The organism is Brachybacterium squillarum M-6-3, from assembly GCF_000225825.1.
Classification (GTDB): domain Bacteria; phylum Actinomycetota; class Actinomycetes; order Actinomycetales; family Dermabacteraceae; genus Brachybacterium; species Brachybacterium squillarum.
Genome location: NZ_AGBX01000005.1, coordinates 41,210 through 59,470 on the forward strand (window position 1 = coordinate 41,210; position 18,261 = coordinate 59,470).

General features: G+C 73.7%; 15 protein-coding genes. 7 read left to right on the forward strand and 8 right to left on the reverse strand.

What is annotated here, in order from left to right; all coding sequences use genetic code 11:
• Nucleotides 1-17 precede the first annotated feature (17 nt).
• Nucleotides 18-1,361: an L-seryl-tRNA(Sec) selenium transferase gene (selA, locus tag OM98_RS07205; protein ID WP_010533929.1), complete on the forward strand. Its 1,344-nt coding sequence runs from the start codon at nt 18-20 to the stop codon at nt 1,359-1,361.
• Nucleotides 1,358-3,175 carry a selenocysteine-specific translation elongation factor gene (gene selB, locus OM98_RS07210; protein WP_010533930.1) on the forward strand — a complete coding sequence of 606 codons (1,818 nt, stop codon included), beginning with the start codon at nt 1,358-1,360 and terminating at the stop codon, nt 3,173-3,175. The genes selA and selB overlap by 4 nt, the downstream gene beginning before the upstream one ends.
• 31 nt (nt 3,176-3,206) lie before the next feature.
• On the opposite strand, the gene valS is transcribed toward selB, so the two are convergent.
• Complete coding sequence (gene valS / locus OM98_RS07215; RefSeq protein ID WP_010533931.1) at nt 3,207-5,873, reverse strand: valine--tRNA ligase; 2,667 nt, start codon at nt 5,871-5,873, stop codon at nt 3,207-3,209.
• A gap of 323 nt (nt 5,874-6,196) precedes the next feature.
• On the opposite strand from valS, the gene OM98_RS07220 reads away from it, so the two are divergent.
• A complete protein-coding gene (locus OM98_RS07220; protein WP_010533932.1) occupies nt 6,197-6,955 on the forward strand; it encodes a metallophosphoesterase family protein in 759 nt (252 codons plus the stop codon).
• Nucleotides 6,956-7,015: 60 nt separating this feature from the next.
• Here OM98_RS07220 and OM98_RS07225 read toward each other — a convergent pair whose 3' ends face one another.
• The 6 genes from OM98_RS07225 to OM98_RS07250 all read right to left on the reverse strand — a co-directional run bounded on the left by OM98_RS07225 (nt 7,016) and on the right by OM98_RS07250 (nt 13,760).
• The gene (locus tag OM98_RS07225; protein WP_010533933.1) at nt 7,016-8,239 is read right to left on the reverse strand and encodes an IS110 family RNA-guided transposase; all 1,224 of its coding nucleotides are present in this window, start codon (nt 8,237-8,239) and stop codon (nt 7,016-7,018) included.
• 273 nt (nt 8,240-8,512) lie between these two features.
• A complete protein-coding gene (lplAB, locus tag OM98_RS07230) occupies nt 8,513-9,571 on the reverse strand; it encodes a lipoate-protein ligase LplAB (protein WP_010533934.1) in 1,059 nt (352 codons plus the stop codon).
• Between the two features lie 128 nt (nt 9,572-9,699).
• A complete protein-coding gene (locus tag OM98_RS07235) occupies nt 9,700-11,034 on the reverse strand; it encodes a hypothetical protein (protein ID WP_010533935.1) in 1,335 nt (444 codons plus the stop codon).
• 71 nt (nt 11,035-11,105) lie between these two features.
• Complete coding sequence (locus OM98_RS07240) at nt 11,106-12,119, reverse strand: ABC transporter ATP-binding protein (RefSeq protein ID WP_010533936.1); 1,014 nt, start codon at nt 12,117-12,119, stop codon at nt 11,106-11,108.
• On the reverse strand, nt 12,116-12,973 hold the full coding sequence (locus tag OM98_RS07245; RefSeq protein WP_245528748.1) for an ABC transporter permease: 858 nt from the start codon (nt 12,971-12,973) through the stop codon (nt 12,116-12,118). Before OM98_RS07245 ends, OM98_RS07240 begins: the two co-directional genes overlap by 4 nt.
• Nucleotides 12,966-13,760 carry an ABC transporter permease gene (locus OM98_RS07250; protein ID WP_010533938.1) on the reverse strand — a complete coding sequence of 265 codons (795 nt, stop codon included), beginning with the start codon at nt 13,758-13,760 and terminating at the stop codon, nt 12,966-12,968. The genes OM98_RS07245 and OM98_RS07250 overlap by 8 nt, the downstream gene beginning before the upstream one ends.
• Nucleotides 13,761-13,884: 124 nt before the next feature.
• Here OM98_RS07250 and OM98_RS07255 point away from each other — a divergent pair, with 124 nt between their 5' ends.
• From OM98_RS07255 to OM98_RS07265, 3 genes are all read left to right on the forward strand, one after another.
• Nucleotides 13,885-15,159 carry a dicarboxylate/amino acid:cation symporter gene (locus OM98_RS07255; protein WP_010533939.1) on the forward strand — a complete coding sequence of 425 codons (1,275 nt, stop codon included), beginning with the start codon at nt 13,885-13,887 and terminating at the stop codon, nt 15,157-15,159.
• A gap of 71 nt (nt 15,160-15,230) precedes the next feature.
• The gene (locus tag OM98_RS07260; RefSeq protein ID WP_029362754.1) at nt 15,231-15,644 is read left to right on the forward strand and encodes an ArsR/SmtB family transcription factor; all 414 of its coding nucleotides are present in this window, start codon (nt 15,231-15,233) and stop codon (nt 15,642-15,644) included.
• A complete protein-coding gene (locus OM98_RS07265; RefSeq protein WP_010533941.1) occupies nt 15,644-16,576 on the forward strand; it encodes a cation diffusion facilitator family transporter in 933 nt (310 codons plus the stop codon). The genes OM98_RS07260 and OM98_RS07265 overlap by 1 nt, the downstream gene beginning before the upstream one ends.
• A gap of 25 nt (nt 16,577-16,601) precedes the next feature.
• On the opposite strand, the gene OM98_RS07270 is transcribed toward OM98_RS07265, so the two are convergent.
• Nucleotides 16,602-17,330 (reverse strand): HAD family hydrolase, encoded by a 729-nt coding sequence (locus OM98_RS07270; RefSeq protein ID WP_010533942.1) that lies wholly within the window; start codon nt 17,328-17,330, stop codon nt 16,602-16,604.
• A 77-nt stretch (nt 17,331-17,407) separates the two neighbouring features.
• Between OM98_RS07270 and OM98_RS07275 the strand changes: the two genes are divergently transcribed.
• Complete coding sequence (locus OM98_RS07275; protein WP_010533943.1) at nt 17,408-18,193, forward strand: SDR family oxidoreductase; 786 nt, start codon at nt 17,408-17,410, stop codon at nt 18,191-18,193.
• Nucleotides 18,194-18,261: the final 68 nt, after the last annotated feature.

Consider the following 18,261-nt stretch of genomic DNA (forward strand, 5'->3'; position numbering starts at 1 on the left):
TGGCGACAGGAGGCCCCGTGCAGCAGCAGACGCCCGTGCCTGGCGGGCCGGGGGAGGACCCCCGCCGGCGCATCCCCCGCACCGATGCGCTGCTCGCCGAGCCGGCCGTGGCCGCCGCCCGGCAGCGGCTCGGGGAGCAGGCCGTGACGGACCTGGTGCGCGCCGCCCAGGAACGGGCCCGGGCCGGGGAGATCGCCCCCGAGCAGGTGTTGCCCGGCCTGGAGCAGGCCCTCGCCGCCGCCCGGCCGTCCTCGCTGCGCCCGGTGCTGAACGCGACCGGCGTCCTCGTCCACACCAACCTCGGCCGCGCCCCGCTGTCCCCGGCCGCCCGGGAGGCCCTGGCCGATGCCGCCGGGTACACCGACGTCGAGTTCGACCTCGGCTCCGGGCTGCGCTCCCGTGATCGCGGCGCCGGGGCCCGCCAGGCGCTGCTGGCCGCCTGCCCGGGCGCGGAGGACGCCCTGGTCGTCACCAATGGCGCCGCCGCGCTCGTGCTCGCCACCACCGCCCTCGCCGCCGGATGGGAGGTGGTGATCAGCCGCGGGGAGATGATCGAGATCGGCGCCGGTTTCCGCCTCACCGAGCTGATCACCTCCACCGGGGCGCGCCTGTCCGAGATCGGCACCACCAACCGCACCCACCTGCCCGACTACGACCACGCGATCGGCGAGGACACCGGCTGCGTGCTGCGCGTGCATCCCAGCAACTACCGCATCACCGGCTTCACCAGCACCGTCCCCCTGCCCGAGCTCGCCGGCCTCTGCCACGACCGGGAGGTGCCGCTGATCGCCGACCTCGGCAGCGGGCTGCTCGCCCCCGAGCCCCTCCTGCCCGAGGAGCCCGACGCCGCCACGGCCCTGGCCGAGGGCGCGGACCTCGTGATCATGAGCGGCGACAAACTGCTCGGCGGCCCCCAGGCAGGCATCCTCCTCGGCCGCAAGGACCTCATCGCCCGCCTGCGCCGCCACCCCCTCGCCCGCGCCGTCCGCGTCGACAAGCTGAGCCTCGCCGCCCTCGAGGCCACCCTCCGCGGTCCCCTGCCACCGGTCCGCGCGGCCCTGCGCACCGACCCCGACGCCCTGCGTACCAGGACGGCCGCGCTGGCCACCCGGCTCGACGGGGAGCTCGTCCCGCACGAGGGCCGCGTCGGCGGCGGGGGCGGCGCCGAGGTGCCCCTGCCCGGCTGGGCCGTCGCCCTGCCCGGCGCGCTCGCCGCGCCGCTGCGCACCGGGGACCCCGCCGTCGTCGGCACCCTCCGCGAGGAGCGTCTCCTGCTGGATGTGCGCTGCGTCCCCGCCGAGCAGGAGGACGGCCTGGTCGCAGCCGTGCAACGGGCCCGGGACGCGGCGGCCCCCGCGTGAGCGACGGCCCCCGCCGGCAGGTCATCGCCACCGCCGGGCACGTCGACCACGGCAAGTCCACCCTGATCCGCGCCCTCACCGGCATCGAGCCCGACCGCTGGGCCGAGGAGCGCGAGCGCGGCCTCACCCTCGACCTCGGCTTCGCCTGGACCACCCTGCCCTCCGGCGCCGAGGCCGCCTTCGTCGACGTCCCCGGCCACGAGCGCTACCTCGCCAACACCCTCGCCGGACTCGGCGCCGCCCCGATCGTCGCCCTCGTCATCGCCGCCGACGAGGGCTGGCGCGAGCAGACCTCCGACCACCGCGACGCGATCGCCGCCCTCGGCATCGACCGCGGCCTGATCGTCGTCACCCGCGTCGACCTCGCCCCCGATGCGGCCGAGTCCGTGATCGCCCGCGCCCGCCACGAGCTGGCCGGCACCGGCCTCGCCGACGCCCCCGCGCTCGCCGTCTCCGCCGCCACCGGCCAGGGCATCGACGAGCTGCGCGGACTGCTGGACCAGGTGGTCGCGGAGGCACCCTCCCCCGACCCGGCCGCCCCGCTGCGGCTGTGGCTGGACCGCTCCTTCACCATCGCCGGGGCCGGCACCGTCGTCACCGGCACCCTCGGCGCCGGCACCCTCGCCCGCGGCGACCGGCTCGAGCTGCTCGGCGCCGAGCACCACGGGGAGGTCACCGTGCGCGGCCTGCAGAGCCGCGGCGGCGACGAGCACACCCTGACGCCCGTCACCCGCGCCGCCGTGAACCTGCGCGGCATGGACGCCGCCTCCGTCGGCCGCGGCGACGTGCTGCTCACACCCGGCGCCTGGACCCTCACCGCGCAGCTCGACGCCCGCGCCCTCGGCGCCGCCGACCTCTCCGAGCTGCCCGCGCAGGTGGTCGTGCACTGCGGCACCGCCGCCGTGCCCGCCCGGGCGAGGCCGCTCGGCGCCGGGCACGTCCGCCTCACCCTGGACCGCCACCTGCCGCTGAGGCTCGGCGACCGCCTGGTGCTGCGCAGCACCGACAGCCGCCGCGTCCGCGCGGGCCTCGCGGTGCTGGACGTGGACCCGCCCACCCTCAGCCGCCGCGGCGACGGCCACCGCCGGACCGAGACCCTGGAGGCCATGCCCCCGGCCGGTGACCTCACCGGGGAGGTGGCCCGCCGCGGCGCCCTGCGCGCGGCGACCGCCCGCCGCCACGGCCTGCCCGTGCCCGAGCACCTGCCGCAGAGCCTGCGCCGGGTAGGGGAGTGGCTGGTCGACACGTCCGCCCTGCAGGCCTGGGCACAGGCCCTCACCACGCAGGTCGCCGCGCATCACCGGGCCGAGCCGCTCAGCGCGGGCCTGCCCCGCGCCGCCGCGATCCGCGCCCTCGGCCTGCCCGATCCGGCGCTGCTGCCCGCCGTGGTCGCCGCCGCCGGGCTGCGGGAGCAGGACGGCCGGCTCCGCGGCGAGGAGCAGGGCATGGGGGAGTGGGAGAGCGCCCTGGCGACCCTGGAGGCCCGGTTGCGGGAGGCGCCCTTCCACGCCCCCGAGGCGCACGACCTCACCGCCCTCGACCTGGACACCCGGGCGCTGGCCGCCGCCGCCCGCCAGGGCCGCGTGCTGCGCCTGCCCGGCGAGGTGATCCTGCTGCCCACCGCCCCGGCACTGGCCATGCGGGAGCTCGCCGCCCTCGGCCGGCCCTTCACCGCCGCCGAGGCCCGGCGCGCCTGGGACACCACCCGCCGCGTCGCCATCCCGCTGCTCGAGCACCTCGACGGCAAAGGCTGGACCCGCCGCCTCGACGCCACCCACCGGGAGGTGGTGCGGCGCCGGAGCGACGGGTCCTAGCTCGGTCGGCGGGTCCCGTCGAGCGGGGAGGTCAGCCCTGGTTGCGGGGCTGCTTCACGGGCGGCTCGCCGAGCTCGACGTCGGCGGTGCGGATGCCCTCGCCCTCGTCGGCCGTGAGCGTCAGCGCCTCGATCCGACCCAGCGCCGTGAGGTCCGCGGCGGCCGCCTCCAAGTGCGCCACCGCCGCCTGCGGGGCCAGCACCTGCACCGCGAGCACCGGGGTCTTCTGGGAGACCTTCGCGTCGGACTTGATGCGGCGCACCGCGATCGCGGCCTGCGCCACCGCGTCCAGCAGCGCCGCGTCCTGCCCGGCGGAGGCCTCGCGCAGTCCCTCGGCAGTGGGCCAGGGCTGGGTGTGCACGCTGCCCTCGCGCCACCACGACCAGACTTCCTCGGTGGCGAACACGATCACCGGGGCGAACAGGCGCAGCTGCACCTCCAGGGCGATCGCGAGCGCCGCCCGCGCGGAGGCCGCGCCGGCCTCGCCGCTCGCGGAGTTGCCGTGGGCGCGCTCCTTGACCAGCTCGATGTAGTCGTCGCAGAACGCCCAGAAGAAGGGCTCGACGACCTCGAGGGCGCGGGCGTAGTCCATGTCCTCGAAGGCGGCCGTCGCCTGGTCGACCACGTCCGCGAGCCGGGCCAGCAGCGCCCGGTCCAGCGGATCGGTGACCAGCGCCGGGTCCGCGGCGAGGCGGCCGGCGGGATCGGCGGGGGCCTCGCCGAAGCCGAGGGCGAACTTGGAGGCGTTCAGCACCTTGATCGCGAGGCGGCGACCGATCTTCATCTGCCCCTCGTCGAAGGCGGTGTCCACGCCCTGCCGGGCCCGTCCGGCCCAGTAGCGCACCCCGTCGGAGCCGTGCTGCTGCAGCAGCCCGATCGGCGTGACCACGTTGCCCTTGGACTTCGACATCTTCTTGCGGTCCGGGTCCAGGATCCAGCCGTTGATCGAGGCGTGGTGCCAGGGCAGTGCGTCCTGCTGCAGGTGGGAGCGCACGATGGTGGAGAACAGCCAGGTGCGGATGATGTCGTGCCCCTGCGGGCGCAGGTCCATCGGGAACACCTTGCCGAACAGGTCCTCGTCCCCGTTCCAGCCGCCCGCGAGCTGCGGGGTCAGCGAGGAGGTGGCCCAGGTGTCGAGGATGTCGGGGTCCGCCACGAAGCCGCCCGGCTCGCCGCGCTGGGCCTCGGTGAAGCCCTCCGGCACGTCGATGGTGGGGTCGATCGGCAGCGCCTCGACGGGCGGGGTCAGCACCTGGGCGTAGTCGGTCTCGCCGTGCTCGTCCACGCCGTACCAGACGGGGAAGGGCACCCCGAAGAAGCGCTGGCGGGAGATCAGCCAGTCGCCGGACAGGCCCTCCACCCAGTTGCGGTAGCGGGACTCCATGTGCGCGGGGTGCCAGGTCAGCTCCCGGCCGCGGGCGATGAGCTCGGCGCGCAGGCCGTCCTCGCTCTGGTCGCGGCCGCCGTTGGTCAGGTACCACTGGCGGGAGGTGACGTACTCCAGCGGCTTGTCGCCGTTCTCGTAGAACTTCACCGGGTGGGAGATCTTCGAGGGCTCACCGACCAGGTCGCCGCTCTCGCGCAGCATCTCCACGACGCGCTTCTGGGCGCTGAACACGGTCAGCCCGGCCAGCTCGGCGTAGCGCTCCTGCCCCCCGGCGGTCGCGATCCAGGGCGCCTCCGGCAGGAAGCGGCCGTCGCGGCCGATCACCGAACGGGTGGGCAAGTCCAGCTCGCGCCACCAGATCACGTCGGTGGAGTCGCCGAAGGTGCAGATCATCGCGATGCCCGCGCCCTTGTAGGCCTGCGCCAGGGGGTGCGGGTTCACGGGCACCTCGACGCCGAACAGCGGGGAGGTGACGGTGGTGCCGAAGAGGTGCTGGTAGCGCTCGTCGTCGGGGTGGGCCACCAGGGAGACGCAGGCGGCCAGCAGCTCGGGACGGGTGGTCTCGATGTACACCTGCTCGCCGGAGCCGTCGGTGCGGGTGAAGCCGATGCGGTGGTAGGCGCCCTCGCGGTCGCGGTCCTCCTGCTCGGCCTGCGCCACCGCGGTGCGGTAGGTGACGTCCCACATGGTGGGGGCCTCGGACTGGTAGGCCTGGCCGGCCGCCAGGTTCTCCAGGAACGCCCGCTGAGAGGTCGCGCGGGAACGGTCGTCGATGGTCTGGTAGCCGTAGGCCCAGTCCACCGAGAGGCCGACGGTGCGGAAGACCTCCTCGAAGGCCGCCTCGTCGATGCGGGTCAGCTCCAGGCACAGCTCGATGAAGTTGCGCCGGGAGATCGGCTGCTGGTTCGCGGCCTTGGCGGACTTGTTGTCGCCGCCCTCCTGAGGGGGCGTGAAGTCCGGCTCGTAGGGCAGGGAGGGGTCGCAGCGCACCCCGTAGTAGTTCTGCACCCGGCGCTCGGTGGGAAGGCCGTTGTCGTCCCAGCCCAGCGGGTAGAACACGTTCTTGCCGCGCATCCGCTGGTAGCGGGCGATCATGTCCGCCTGTGAGTAGCCGAACACGTGGCCCACGTGCAGGGAGCCGGAGGCGGTGGGCGGCGGGGTGTCGATGCTGAACACCTGCGCGCGGGTGGTCTCCCGGTCGAAGGCGTAGAGCTTCTGCTCGCTCCATACGCCGTCCCACGCGGCCTCGAGGCCCTCGAGCGAGGGACGGTCGGGGATCGTGCGGTCGGGGCGCGGTGCGGTATCGGTCATGGGCACATTCTCCCAGGCCTTTCGCGTGAAGCAACGCGAGCGGGCGTCAGGTCCGCCACGCCCCGGGACGCCCCCACCGCCCGGCCCGTCCGTGCCGTGCCGCCCTTCCCGGAGCCCACCCGCGCCCCGTCCGCCCGGCACCGCGCTGAAAATGGGTCGTGGGTGTGCACTCGACCGCTATGGAGCGATGAGTGCACACCCACGACCCTTTTTCCGTCATGCACCGGGCAGAGCCGAGCGGAGGCAGCCGGTGCGGTGCTGGTCTGGCCGGCGGGGAGTGACGGACTGGGTGGCGGGGCGGAGGAGCGGCGTAGCGTGGGGGCATGTCCCTGGAACGCCTGGCCCTGGTCTCCGACGTGCACGGCAACCTCGGCGCCTACGAGGCGGTGCTCGCCGACATCGCCTCCCGCGGCATCACCCGGACCGTGAACCTCGGGGATGTGGTGGGCAAGGGACCGCGGGGTGGCGCCTGCGCCCGCCTGACCCGGGAGCGCTGCGAGGCCACGGTGCGCGGCAACTGGGAGACGATGCTCGTCCGCGATGACTTCCCGCGGCCGCCGGACATGCAGTGGTGGCGCGAGGAGCTGCCGGCCCGGGAGCGGGCCTGGCTCGGCGACCTGCCCGGCAGCCTGGACCTGCGCCTGTCCGGGCGCACCGTGCGGCTGCTGCACGCCTCCCCGGTCGACGAGTTCACCCGGGTGCACCGCGAGCCCGATCCGGACACCTTCGCGATGATGTTCGAGCCGACCGCCTTCACCGGCGGAGGGGGCCGCGCCGACGTGGTGGCCTACGGCGACATCCACGACGCCTACCTGGCGGTGCGGCCGGGCGCGATGCTGCTGAACACCGGCAGCGTGGGCAATCCGCTGGACGAGCCCACGCCCTCCTACGTGATCCTCGAGGGCGAGCCGGAGGGCACCGCCGTCGCGCCGTTCGGGGTGCAGTTCGTGCGAGTGCCCTACGACGTGGAGGCGGAGATCGCCGTGGCCGAGCGGGCCGGGATGCCGCAGGCGCGGGCCTGGGGCATCGAGCTGCGCACCGGCGTGTACCGGGGCCTGCACGCGCGGCGCGGGATGCGCTGAGCGGGCTCGCCGAGGTGACGGCCCGGCCGCACCGCTGGGGGGGTGTCCCTATGTTCTGAGTCAAGCCGCAAGAGCGGCCGGCTCTGGGGTCGGGGTGGTGGTCGGGGGCTGGTAGTAGGTGCCGTCGCGGAGCATCGCGAAGATGACGTTGCAGCGGCGGCGGGCCAGGCAGATCACGGCGGCGTTGTGGCGCTTGCCCTCGGCGCGTTTGCGATCGTAGTAGGCCTTGGAGATCGGGTCCGAGTGAGAGGCGACCCAGGCGGAGTAGAACAGCGCGTTCTTGAGCCGCTTGTTGCCTGAACGTGCGGGGAACTCTCCGCGGATCGAGGTGCCGGATCTTCGTGTGACCGGCGCGATTCCGGCATAGGCCGCGAGGTGGCCTGGGGTCTCGAACGCGGAGGCGTCGCCGATGGTCAGGAGGATCTGGGCGGCGGTCTTGATGCCGATCCCCGGCATGCTCATCAAGACCGAGGCGAGAGGGAAGTCCTCCAGCATGGTCTCGACCTCCCTCGCCACGGTCGCCCGCTGCTCCTTCAGCTCCTTCACCTGACCAGCGACTCTGGGAATCACGAGCTCCACTGCCGCGGTCGCTGGCACGATCACGGTCTGCTCCGCGAGCGCGGTGAAGATCTGGTCGATCAGTACTTCGGGGTTGCGGCGCGAATGGGTCCGGGCGAACCGTAGAACCCTGCTCCGGCCTGCACTCTTGAACCCGGTCGGGCCTCCGAACTTCTCCAGCAGGTCCAGCACGAGCCCGGTCGAGAGGGTCCCGCCGACGAAGACTCGCTCGAGCGCGGGATGAATCTGCGTGAGCAGAGACCGGATCCGGTTCAGCGCCCGCGTGGTCTCGTGGGCGAGGTCCTCGTCGAAGCCAGCGAGCACCTTCAGAGCGGAGAGGACGTCGCTGTCGCGGTCGACCTGTCGGAGGGTGTGGGGCATGGTCCGGGCCGTGTCAGCGATGATGAACGCGTCCCGCGCGTCGGTCTTTGACCTGCCCGGATAGAGGTCTGCGGCCTTCCGCATCGCCAGGCCCGGCAGGTAGGCGACGGAGCAGCCGACGTCGCGGGCGACCGCGATCGGCAACGCTCCGATGGTGTTGGGCTGATCGACCACCATCAGTACTTCACCGTGGTTCTGCAGCTGGGTGAACAGCTCGCGGAGCTCGGACTCGTCCTGCGGGAGAGGCTTGTCGAACAGCTTGTTCCCGGCGGGATCTAGCGCGCAGGCATGATGACTGCTCTTCCCGACGTCGAGGCCGACGACGACCGCGAATCGTGTGTCCATGATGCTGTCCTTCCCTGGAGCATCATTGCTGGTCGCAGTCTTGACACCCGGTGCCGGCACCCACGTTACGAAGAGACCTCAGCAATGCTGGGCCGTGTCCCTATCAGCGGTCAACGCGTGTCTCCCGGCCGGGCGGCAACACCCCCCGGACCATTGATGGCAGGGCAACAAAGCCATACCCGGCCGAGCGACCAGACCCCGTCCATCGGGGTGCTCACAAGGTAACGGGGAGGCCCACCAATGGCGCGGGCGGCACCGCCGGCCGCGGCGGGCTCAGGGGACGCGGGCGGTCCAGGCCTCGCTGCCGAACTTCACGTCCACCAGGCGCTGCGCCTCGGTGAGCTCCGTCTCCGTGTAGCCGGACTCGACGGTGTCGTAGCGGGAGCGGAAGTGCGTCAGGAAGGCCTCGATGATGTCCTCGCGGGCCATGCCGGTCTGCGAGCGCATCGGGTCCACGCGCTTGTTGGCGCTGGTGGTGCCCTTGTCGGAGAGCTTCTCCCGGCCGATGCGCAGCACCTCGCCCATCGCGTCCGCGTCGATGTCGTAGGCCATCGTCACGTGGTGCAGCAGCACCCCGCCGGCGAAGCGGCGCTGGGCGGCGCCGCCGATCTTCCCGGCCTCGGAGGCGATGTCGTTCAGCGGCACGTAGCGGGCCCTGATGCCGACCTCGGCGAGCGCGCCCATCACCCAGTCGTCCAGGTAGGCGTAGGCCTGCTCGAAGCTGAGCCCCTCCACCAGGGAGGTCGGCACGATCAGGGAGTAGGTGATGCAGTTGCCGGGCTCCATGAACATGGCGCCGCCGCCGGTGATGCGGCGGATCACGCGGGTGCCGTGGCGGGCGGCGCCCTCGGCGTCTATCTCGTTGCGCAGCGACTGGTAGGAGCCGATCACCACGGCGGAGGTGTCCCAGTCCCAGATCCGCAGCAGCGGGGAGCGGCGGCCGACGGCGACCTCGTGCGGCAGCACCTCGTCCAGGGCCACGTGCATCACGGGCGGCAGGGAGACGGCTCCTATCACCTCGAAGGTGAGGTCCTCCCAGCGGGAGGCATGGCCGAGGGCGCGGCGGGTGGCGATCGCGACGGCGCCGGTGTCGAAGCCGATCAACTGCACCTCGCCCTCGCGGGCGGCCAGGCGCTGGTCGACGGCCTCGCCGATCTCGGCGGCGCTCGCGGTGACGGGCAGGCCCACCAGGGCCGCGTCGATGTCCTCGAGGGCGTCGTCGGGCTCCAGGAAGAAGTCGCCGAAGACGTGGGCCGAGGAGATCCGCTCGTCGCGGGCCTCCAGCTCGACGGAGACCAGCTTGCCGCCGCGGACCTTGTAGGAGCCGTGCACTCTCGTGATTCCTTCCGGGATCGACCGCCGCCCGGGCAGGGCGGTACCTGATGCCTCCATTGTCCCAGCCGTCGGACCCGCTGCCGTGTGACCTCCGCGGCGCCGGCAGGCAGGGGACGGCGGGCGGGTCAGGGCTTGGTGGCCAGGGAGCGCAGGGCCTGGTGGACGGCGGTGACGAGGTCGCCGGCGGTGTCGCCCTTGGCGGCCTGCACCACGTAGGTGCGGCCGTCGTACTCGCGGGTCACCCGCGGCAGCAGGGTCTTCCAGCGCTTGGAGCCGCCGATCGAGACCAGGAAGGTGCCGGAGCGCTCGATGCCGGGGGCGTGCACCCGCACGGAGAGCTGCCGGTCCTCGAGGTCGGGCTGGCTGCGGGGCACCAGGGGGAAGCCGGCGCCCTCGAGCCGGGCCGGGTCGAACACGTCCCACAGCAGGCTGCGCGCGTCCTCCAGCTTGCGGGTCGCGGGGGAGCCGAGGAAGGGCTCCGGGTCCAGCTCGGGGGCCTCGCGGTCCCGCCAGTCGGGCTGCGCGGCCAGGGCCCGCAACCGCTCGACGGCGGCCTCGCGCTGCTCGGGATCGGTGAGGGCGCCGATGCCCAGGGGGTAGGTCCGCGCGGGACGCGAGCCGACCAGCCAGATCGCGGCGCCGTCCTCGACGGCGTCGAACTCGACGCCGAGGTCGCTGCCGCTGGCCCCGGCGTGCAGCCAGGCGTGCTCGTGGCTGCGGCTGGAGGAGAAGCGGGGGGCGCGACCGATGAGCTCCTGGGAGACCAGCAGCATGGTGCGCAGGTGCTCGCGGAACTCCCCGGCGAGGTCCTCGTCCAGCAGCACCTTCGGGGCGACGGGCTGGCGGGCCTCCTCGACGGCCTGGTTCTCGCCGAACTCGCCGAGGGCCTGCCAGAGCACGGCGCGGTCCTCGTCCTTGGCGGCGAGCTTGGTGGCCAGCTGCGCCCAGGTGACCTGGAGCAGCCGCGGGTCGGGCTCGGCCACCGCCTCCTCCTTGCCCTTGCTCTTCTTCGCGTCCTTCTTCTTGCCCTTGCCCTTGCCCGAGCCCCCGGACAGGGCCTGCTTGCGGCGGGCGTGCGGCACCAGCAGCAGCAGCCGCGAATCGGAGTGCTCATCCAGGTCGTCCAGCAGTCCCTGCACCCGCTCCGGGTCCAGCGGGCCGTCGACCACCAGGGTGATCGCCACCGTGCCGGCGGCGCCCGGGCCGGTGTCGCGCTGGGCCAGCAGGTCGTAGGAGTCGGCGGCGGAGCGAGCGGAGGTGCGGATGACGGGGGAACCCCCGTCGATGCCGGCGATGTGGCGGGCGAAGCGACGCCGGGCCTTGCGGTCGCGCAGCAGGTGGTCGAGCATGCCGCGGGCCATGGCCTCGTGGCGGGTGCGGGGGGCGCCGGGCCGCGTCGAGCGCGGCACCGCCTCGAGTCCGCTGGTGATCATCGGGCCGAGGGACGGGGTGGTGGCCATCGGTGCCTCCTGGGGACGGGCCGGGACGATGCGCCCACCGTACCCAGCGGACCCGCTTCAGGAGAGCGGGTTCAGGGACGGCGGCCGTAGATCTCGCGCACCAGGTCCTCGATGGCGGGCTCGGCGAGGGAGAGGTCGGCGACCTCGGCCTGCTCGCCGATGCGGGACAGCAGCGCGGGCACGGTCAGCTCGCTGCCGCGGAACCGGATGCGGTGGCGGATGCCCTCGGCCTCCACCGCGGCGAGCTCGGCCCGCTCCGGCAGCTCGAGCCGGTCGCGGGGCTCGGCGAGGTCCACGATCAGCTCGCGGGGCGCGCCCAGGTGGTCGCGGAAGCGCTCCAGCGCCCCGTCGTAGGCGACGTTCCCCTCGGAGACCACGACGATGCGCTCGCAGAGCCGCTCCACGTCGCCCATGTCGTGGGTGGTGAGGAACAAGGTGGTGCCGCGCTCGGCGCGGTCCTCGCGCAGGAAGCGCCGCAGCCCCTCCTTGGAGATCATGTCCAGGCCGATGGTGGGTTCGTCGAGGATCACCAGGGCGGGGGAGTGCAGCAACGCGGCGGCGACCTCCCCGCGCATCCGCTGGCCGAGCGAGAGCTGACGGACCGGACGGTCGAGGAACGGGGCGAGGTCCAGCCCCTCGACCAGGCGCTCCAGCCGGGCCTCGCGGGCGGCCTCGCTCATGCGGTGCATCGCGGCGAGGATCCGGTAAGACTCGCGCAGCGGCAGGTCCCACCACAGCTGGCTGCGCTGCCCGAAGACGACGCCGATCTCGCGGGCCAGGCGCCGCCGCTCGGGGACGGGTTCGCGGCCCAGCACCCGGACGCCGCCGGCGGTGGGCTGCAGGATGCCGGTCATCATCTTGATGGTGGTGGACTTCCCGGCCCCGTTGGCGCCGACGAAGCCGACGGCCTCGCCACGCGCGACGGTGAGGTCGAGCCGGTCGACGGCGCGGACGATCCGGCTGCGGCGGCGACGCTCGCCGGGCGCGGCGGTGCGCACCCGGTAGTCCCGGCGCAGCCCCTCCAGGAGGACGGCGGGCTCGGCGGTGGTGGGGGCAGGGGTGTCGGGGGTGTCGTGCTGGCTCATCCGCCGGCTCCTGTGTAGTGACGGATCCCGGCCCTCCACAGCAGCGCCGCGAGCACCCAGGCGAGGATCGCCGTGGGCAGGCCCATCCAGCCGGCCCAGCCCGGGATCAGGGCGGGTCCGGGCAGGTGGAGGAGGGCCAGGGTGGGGGCATAGGCGACGAGCGTCGCCGGGATGACGAAGGTGAAGAAGGCCCGCATGGGCAGGGCGAACACGGCGCCGGGGGTGGTGGCGACGTAGTTGCCGCCATAGGTGAAGGCGTTGGCGAACTCGCGGCCCTCGATCAGCCAGAACTGCATCGCCCCGGCCATCGTGAGCAGGGCGGAGAAGATCCCGGCCCCGGCGAGCGGGGCGAGCACGGCGAGCAGCAGCAGCGTCGGGGTGGGGGAGAAGCCGGCCAGGCCCAGGGCGACGACGTACATCGCCAGGCCCACCAGGATGCGGCCGAGGCGGCGCAGGGAGAGGTCCAGGCTGGAGATCTGCAGCAGCATCGGCACCGGCCGCACCAGCAGGGTCTCCAGCTTCCCGGAGCGGATCATCGGCGAGAGGCCGTCGACCTCGCCGAGCAGCAGGTCGGCGATGCCGAAGGCGAGGGCGCCGAGGCCGTAGACCACGGCCACCTGGGGCAGGGTCATCCCGCCGAGCACGCCCACCTGGGACAGGATCACCCACAGCTCGAGGAACTCCACGGCCACGATCAGCGCCTGCCCGCCGAGGTCCGCGAGGAAGCTGAGGCGGAAGCTGGCCTGGGAGCGCAGCCGCGAGCCGTACAGGGCGCGCACCATGCCGAACGTGGACCCGGGGCGCTGCGCGGCTTCCGGGCGTGCGGACCGCGGGGTGGAGGACGTCTCAGCCACCCTGCACCTCCAGACGGCGCTCCCCGGCCCGCAGCGCGAGCACCGCGGCGAGCGCGAGCACCGCCACCCAGCCGGCCTGCACCGCGAGCGGCAGCAGGGACTCCGCGGGGCCCACCCGGCCGGAGAGGGCGTCGACGGGGGTCTGGATCATCGAGGGGAAGGGGGTGGCGCGGGCGATGGTCAGCAGCCAGTCGGGGAACCAGACGATGGGGATCAGGAAGCCGGAGAGCAGGTTCATCACCGCCATGTACAGCACGCCGAGCCCGCGGGTCTCGAGCACCCAGAAGGCGGCGAGGTTCACCAGGGTGTCGGCGAGGAAGGCGACGGTGACCGCGAGCAGCAGCGACAGCAGCCCCAGCGGGTAGGACCAGAGGCTCTCCGGCAGGGCGATGCCGGTGATGACCGCCCCGGCCAGCAGCGGCGGCACCCCGCGGGCGAGCAGCAGGAAGCTCGACCGGCCCAGCTTCTGGGCGTACATCAGCGGCAGCAGGGGAGTGGGGCGCAGCAGGTCCACGGCCACCTCGCCCTGGTGCACCCGCTCGCCGAGCTCACGGGTCCCGAAGGTCTCGATCGGGGCGATCAGCGCCTGGCCCAGCCAGACGTAGGTGGCGGCCTGCAGGGCGTCGTAGCCGCGCAGCTCCCCGCCCGCGGCGGAGATCGCGGCCAGCATGATCGAGGCACGGATCAGTCCGAAGACGGTGTTGGTGAAGACGCCGGCGGCGGTGGCGACGCGATAGGTGGAGTACTGCCGGAACGAGGCGGTGGCGATCGTTCCCAGGGCAGACACCCGGCGAGCCTACGACGATCCGCCCGCGTCCAGGGCCGGGACACGGATACCCTGACCGGGCCCCGCTCCGGGGAGCGTCACCCCGCCCCCGCAGCACCCCGCCCCCGAGTGGATCGGACCCCCGATGACCTCCTCCTCGAGCTCCCCCGGCTCCCCGAGCCCCGCCGCCGAGGCGAGCGCGGCGACCCCGCGCCGTCGCCGATTCGGCCTGCTGCCGCGCATCCTCCTGGCGATCGTGCTGGGCATCCTGCTGGGGCTGGTGATGCCCGAGGCCCTGGCCCGCGTGTTCACCACCTTCAACGGCCTGTTCTCGGCCTTCCTCGGCTTCCTGATCCCGCTGATCATCGTGGGGCTCGTGACCCCGGCGATCGCCGAGCTGGGACGCGGCGCCGGCAGGATGCTCGCCGCCACCGCGGGCCTGGCCTACACCTCCACCGTGCTGTGCGGACTGTTCGCCCTCGCCGTCGCGATGCTGGTGCTGCCCGGCCTGCTGGACGGCGCCGGCATCTCCAGCCTGGACAACCCGGAGGACACGGCGCTCGCCGCCTACTTCGAGATCGAGATCCCGCCGGTCTTCGAGGTGATGACCGCGCTGATCCTGGCCTTCTGCCTCGGCATCGGCCTCACCCTGATCCCGCGCGGCGCCCTGCAGGAGTCCTTCGAGCAGCTGCGCACCATCGTCGTGCGCACCATCGAGGCGGTCATCATCCCGCTGCTGCCGATCTACATCTTCGGCATGTTCCTGGGCCTCACCCTGAACGGGCAGATCTGGGCCGTGATCGGCACCTTCCTGGTGGTGGTGCTGCTGGTGTTCGCGATGACCCTGATCGTGCTGCTGGTGCAGTACACGATCGCGGGCTGGGCGATGGGCCGCAATCCGCTGAGGATGCTGTGGACGATGCTGCCGGCCTACGCGACGGCGCTCGGCACCAGCTCCTCGGCCGCGACCATCCCTGTCACCCTCGAGTGCACCAAGCGCAACGGCGTGCCCGCCCCCGTGGCCGGCTTCGTGGTCCCGCTCGCCGCGACCATCCACCTCGCGGGATCCACCCTCAAGATCACCACCTTCGCGGTGGCGATCATGGTGGTCACCGGGATGCCGCTGGACATCGGCGCGCTGATCGGCTTCGTCTTCATGCTGGGCGTCGTGATGGTGGCCGCGCCGGGCGTGCCCGGCGGCGCGATCATGGCCGCCGCCGGGATCCTCTCCAGCATGCTCGGCTTCGACGAGGCCGCCGTGGGCCTGATGATCGCCGCGTACATCGCGATCGACTCCTTCGGCACCGCCACCAACGTCACCGGCGACGGCGCGATCGCCGCGGTGATGGCGCGCCTGTCCCGCGGCCGGATCGAGGCCGCGGCCGGGCCCGCCGAGGAGGCCGCGGTGCGCGGCATCTGAGGCGCACCTCGCACGGAGGACCGGGCCGGTGGGGGTTGACCCCTCACCGGCCCTCTCTTTAGGCTGAATATATGAACACGTCATCAGATGTGCAGATAGAGGTCCCGTCCGCGGCGACGGGCGAGGAGGCCGTCGACCCCGGCCGCGTCGCCCTGGCGCGCGAGCGGATGCCCGGCGAGGCCGAGGTGGCCGACACCGCCGAGGTGTTCTCCCTGCTCGGGGACCCCGGCCGTCTGCAGCTGCTGCTGGCGTTGCTGGACGGGGAGTTGTGCGTGCACGACCTGGCCCTGGTCGCCGGGCAGTCCGAGTCCGGCACCTCCCACGCCCTGAAGCTGCTGCGCGCCCACCGGGTCGTCGCGCCCCGCCGTGAGGGCCGCCGCGTCTACTACCGGCTCGACGACCCGCACGTGCGGATGCTGCTGGACCTCGCCCTCGCCCACACGGCCCACACCGAGGCCAGCCACCCGGAGCGGGGGGAGCACTGATGGGTCACTCCCACAGCCACGGCCCGCGGGCCGACCAGGGTGGCGGAAGGTCGCAGTCCGCGGCGGGCCGCCACCGCGGCCGCCTCGTCGCGGCCCTCGTGCTGATCGGCGGCTTCTTCCTCGTCGAGCTGGTCACCGCGCTGCTGACCGGCTCCCTCGCCCTGCTCTCCGACGCCGGGCACATGGCCGCCGACGTCGTCACCCTCACCGCCGCGCTCGGCGCCACCGTGCTCGCCTCCCGGCCCGACCGCGGCGGCCGCCGCAGCTTCGGCCTGTACCGGGTGGAGGTCTTCGCCTCCCTGCTGGCGGTGATGGTGATGCTGGCCGTGGCCGCCTGGGTGGTGATCGAGGCGACCGGCCGGCTCGGGCAGGGCGCCGAGGTGGACACGGGCCCGATGCTCGTGGTCGGTGCGCTCGGCCTGGTGGTGAACCTGGTGGTGATGCGGCTGCTGGCCTCCGGGGCGCGGGAGAGCCTGAACCTCAAGGGCGCCTACCTCGAGGTGCTCGCCGACACCGTCGGCTCGATCGGCGTGATCGTCGCCGGGATCCTGGTGGCCGTGACCGGCTCCGCGCTCGCCGACACCGTGGTGGCCCTCGCCATCGGCGTCTTCGTGGCCGTGCGCGCGGTGATGCTGGGCCGGGAGGTCTTCGGGGTGCTCGCCCAGGAGACCCCGCCGCGCCTGGACGCCGCGCAGGTGGAGGCCGACCTCGCGGCCGTCGAGGGCGTCGCCGAGGTGCACGACCTGCACCTGTGGACCCTCACCTCCGGGATGGAGGTCGCCTCCGCGCACCTGCGCCTCACCGTCGACGGGGACGGCCATGCCGTGCTCGACGCCGCCCAGGCGGTGCTGCGCCGGGAGCACGGGCTGGACCACTGCACCCTGCAGATCGAGCCCGCCGACCATCACACGGAGGCCGAGTCCCGCTGGTGAGCCCTCGGGCGGGGCGGCCGGCGCCTCAGGGCGGCAATAGCAGCGCCCGCAGCGCGGACATGTCCTCCACCACCGCCCGTGGCCGCTCGGCCTTCAATGTGGCGCGGTCGGCGGCGCCCCAGGTGACGCCGATCGCGGCCATGCCCGCCGCGTGCGCGGCCTGCAGATCGGTGGGGGCGTCGCCCACGTAGACCGCCTCCGCCGGGGCGGTGCCCAGGTGCTCGAGGGCGATCCGCAGCGGGGCCGGGTCCGGCTTGTGGCGGTCCGAGTCCTCCTGGCCGATCACCAGATCGATGGCGGGCAGGCCGGTCGCGACCATGCCGCGCCGGGCCAGCTCACGCCGCTTCGAGGTGACCACGCCCTGCCGCGCCCCGGCCGCGTCCAGTGCCCGGACCAGCTCGGCGGCGCCGGGGAAGGGGCGGATCATCGCATCGTGCGCCGCGAGCATCACCTCGCGGTAGTGGGCCGTCATCGCCTCCGCCCGCGCCGGATCCAGCGCCCGGAAGGAGTCCTCCAGCGGCAGCCCGATCCAGGGCCGCATCGACCCCGGGTCGACGTCCTCGACCCCGAAGTGCGCGAAGACCTGCCGGTAGGAGTCCAGGATCAGGGCGATGGAGTCCACCAGGGTGCCGTCGAGGTCGAAGAGCACCACCGGGAACGGCAGGCCGGACCCGGTGAGTTCGACGGCGCTGGCGCGAGTGGCGGGGTCAGCTCGGTCGGCGGGGTCTGCGGGGTCGGTGGGGGAGGCGGTCATGCCCGCCATCCTTCCGCGTCGCCCGCGGCCCGGACCAGCCGCCGCGCCGCCCCCGGACCGGTCGTAGGGTCGGTCCCATGACCGCCTCACAGCCCGCCCCGTCCTCCGCCCCGCTCACCGCCGTCGTCACCGGGGCCTCCTCCGGCATCGGGCGCGCCACCGCCGTCCGCCTCGTCGCCGAGGGCTGGCGGGTTCTCGCCGTCGCCCGCCGCGCGGACCGCCTCGCCGAGCTGGCCGCGGAGACCGGCTGCGAGGTGCTCGCCGTCGACGTCACCGACGAGGCCTCCGTCGACGGCCTGGCGGCCCGCTGCCGCGAGCTGTTCGGGGGCACGCTGAACGCCGTGGTCCATGTCGCCGGCGGGGCGCTCGGGGTGGAGTCGGTCGCCGAGGCCGACCTGGACAAGTGGCAGGGCATGTTCTCCATGAACGTGCTCGGCTCGCTGCGGGTCACCCGCGCCCTGCTGCCCGACCTGCGCCGCAGCGGCCGCGGCGACGTGCTGTTCGTGACCTCCGTGGCCGCCACCGAGGTCTACCCCGGCGGCTCCGGCTACCACGCGGCCAAGGCCGGGGAGCACATGCTGGGCCGCACCCTGCGGCTCGAGCTGAACGGCGAGCCCGTCCGCGTCATCGAGGTGGCCCCCGGCATGGTCCGCACCGAGGAGTTCTCCCTGGTGCGGCTCGGAGATCCTGAGGCCGCCGACGCCGTCTACGACGGGGTGGATCAGCCGCTGACCGCCGAGGACTGCGCCGACGTCATCTCCTACGCGCTGAACGCCCCGCACCACGTGAACCTCGACCTGGTCATCGTGCGCCCGCTGGCCCAGGCCGCCGCCCACAAGGTGGCACGCCACCAGGGGCTCTGAGGCAGATGGCCTGAGACCCGCACGACGCCCGGCATGAGCGACGCCCCCGGCCGGGGGCCGGGGGCGTC

What these genes read in the sequence shown, in the direction of transcription:
- valS (WP_010533931.1), bottom strand. Translation starts at nt 5,873, where the DNA reads ATGACCGATACCGCACCGCGCCCCGACCGCACGATCCCCGACCGTCCC.
- OM98_RS07220 (WP_010533932.1), top strand. Translation starts at nt 6,197, where the DNA reads ATGTCCCTGGAACGCCTGGCCCTGGTCTCCGACGTGCACGGCAACCTC.
- OM98_RS07225 (WP_010533933.1), bottom strand. Translation starts at nt 8,239, where the DNA reads ATGGACACACGATTCGCGGTCGTCGTCGGCCTCGACGTCGGGAAGAGC.
- OM98_RS07235 (WP_010533935.1), bottom strand. Translation starts at nt 11,034, where the DNA reads ATGGCCACCACCCCGTCCCTCGGCCCGATGATCACCAGCGGACTCGAG.
- OM98_RS07240 (WP_010533936.1), bottom strand. Translation starts at nt 12,119, where the DNA reads ATGAGCCAGCACGACACCCCCGACACCCCTGCCCCCACCACCGCCGAG.
- OM98_RS07255 (WP_010533939.1), top strand. Translation starts at nt 13,885, where the DNA reads ATGACCTCCTCCTCGAGCTCCCCCGGCTCCCCGAGCCCCGCCGCCGAG.
- OM98_RS07260 (WP_029362754.1), top strand. Translation starts at nt 15,231, where the DNA reads ATGAACACGTCATCAGATGTGCAGATAGAGGTCCCGTCCGCGGCGACG.
- OM98_RS07265 (WP_010533941.1), top strand. Translation starts at nt 15,644, where the DNA reads ATGGGTCACTCCCACAGCCACGGCCCGCGGGCCGACCAGGGTGGCGGA.
- OM98_RS07270 (WP_010533942.1), bottom strand. Translation starts at nt 17,330, where the DNA reads ATGACCGCCTCCCCCACCGACCCCGCAGACCCCGCCGACCGAGCTGAC.
- OM98_RS07275 (WP_010533943.1), top strand. Translation starts at nt 17,408, where the DNA reads ATGACCGCCTCACAGCCCGCCCCGTCCTCCGCCCCGCTCACCGCCGTC.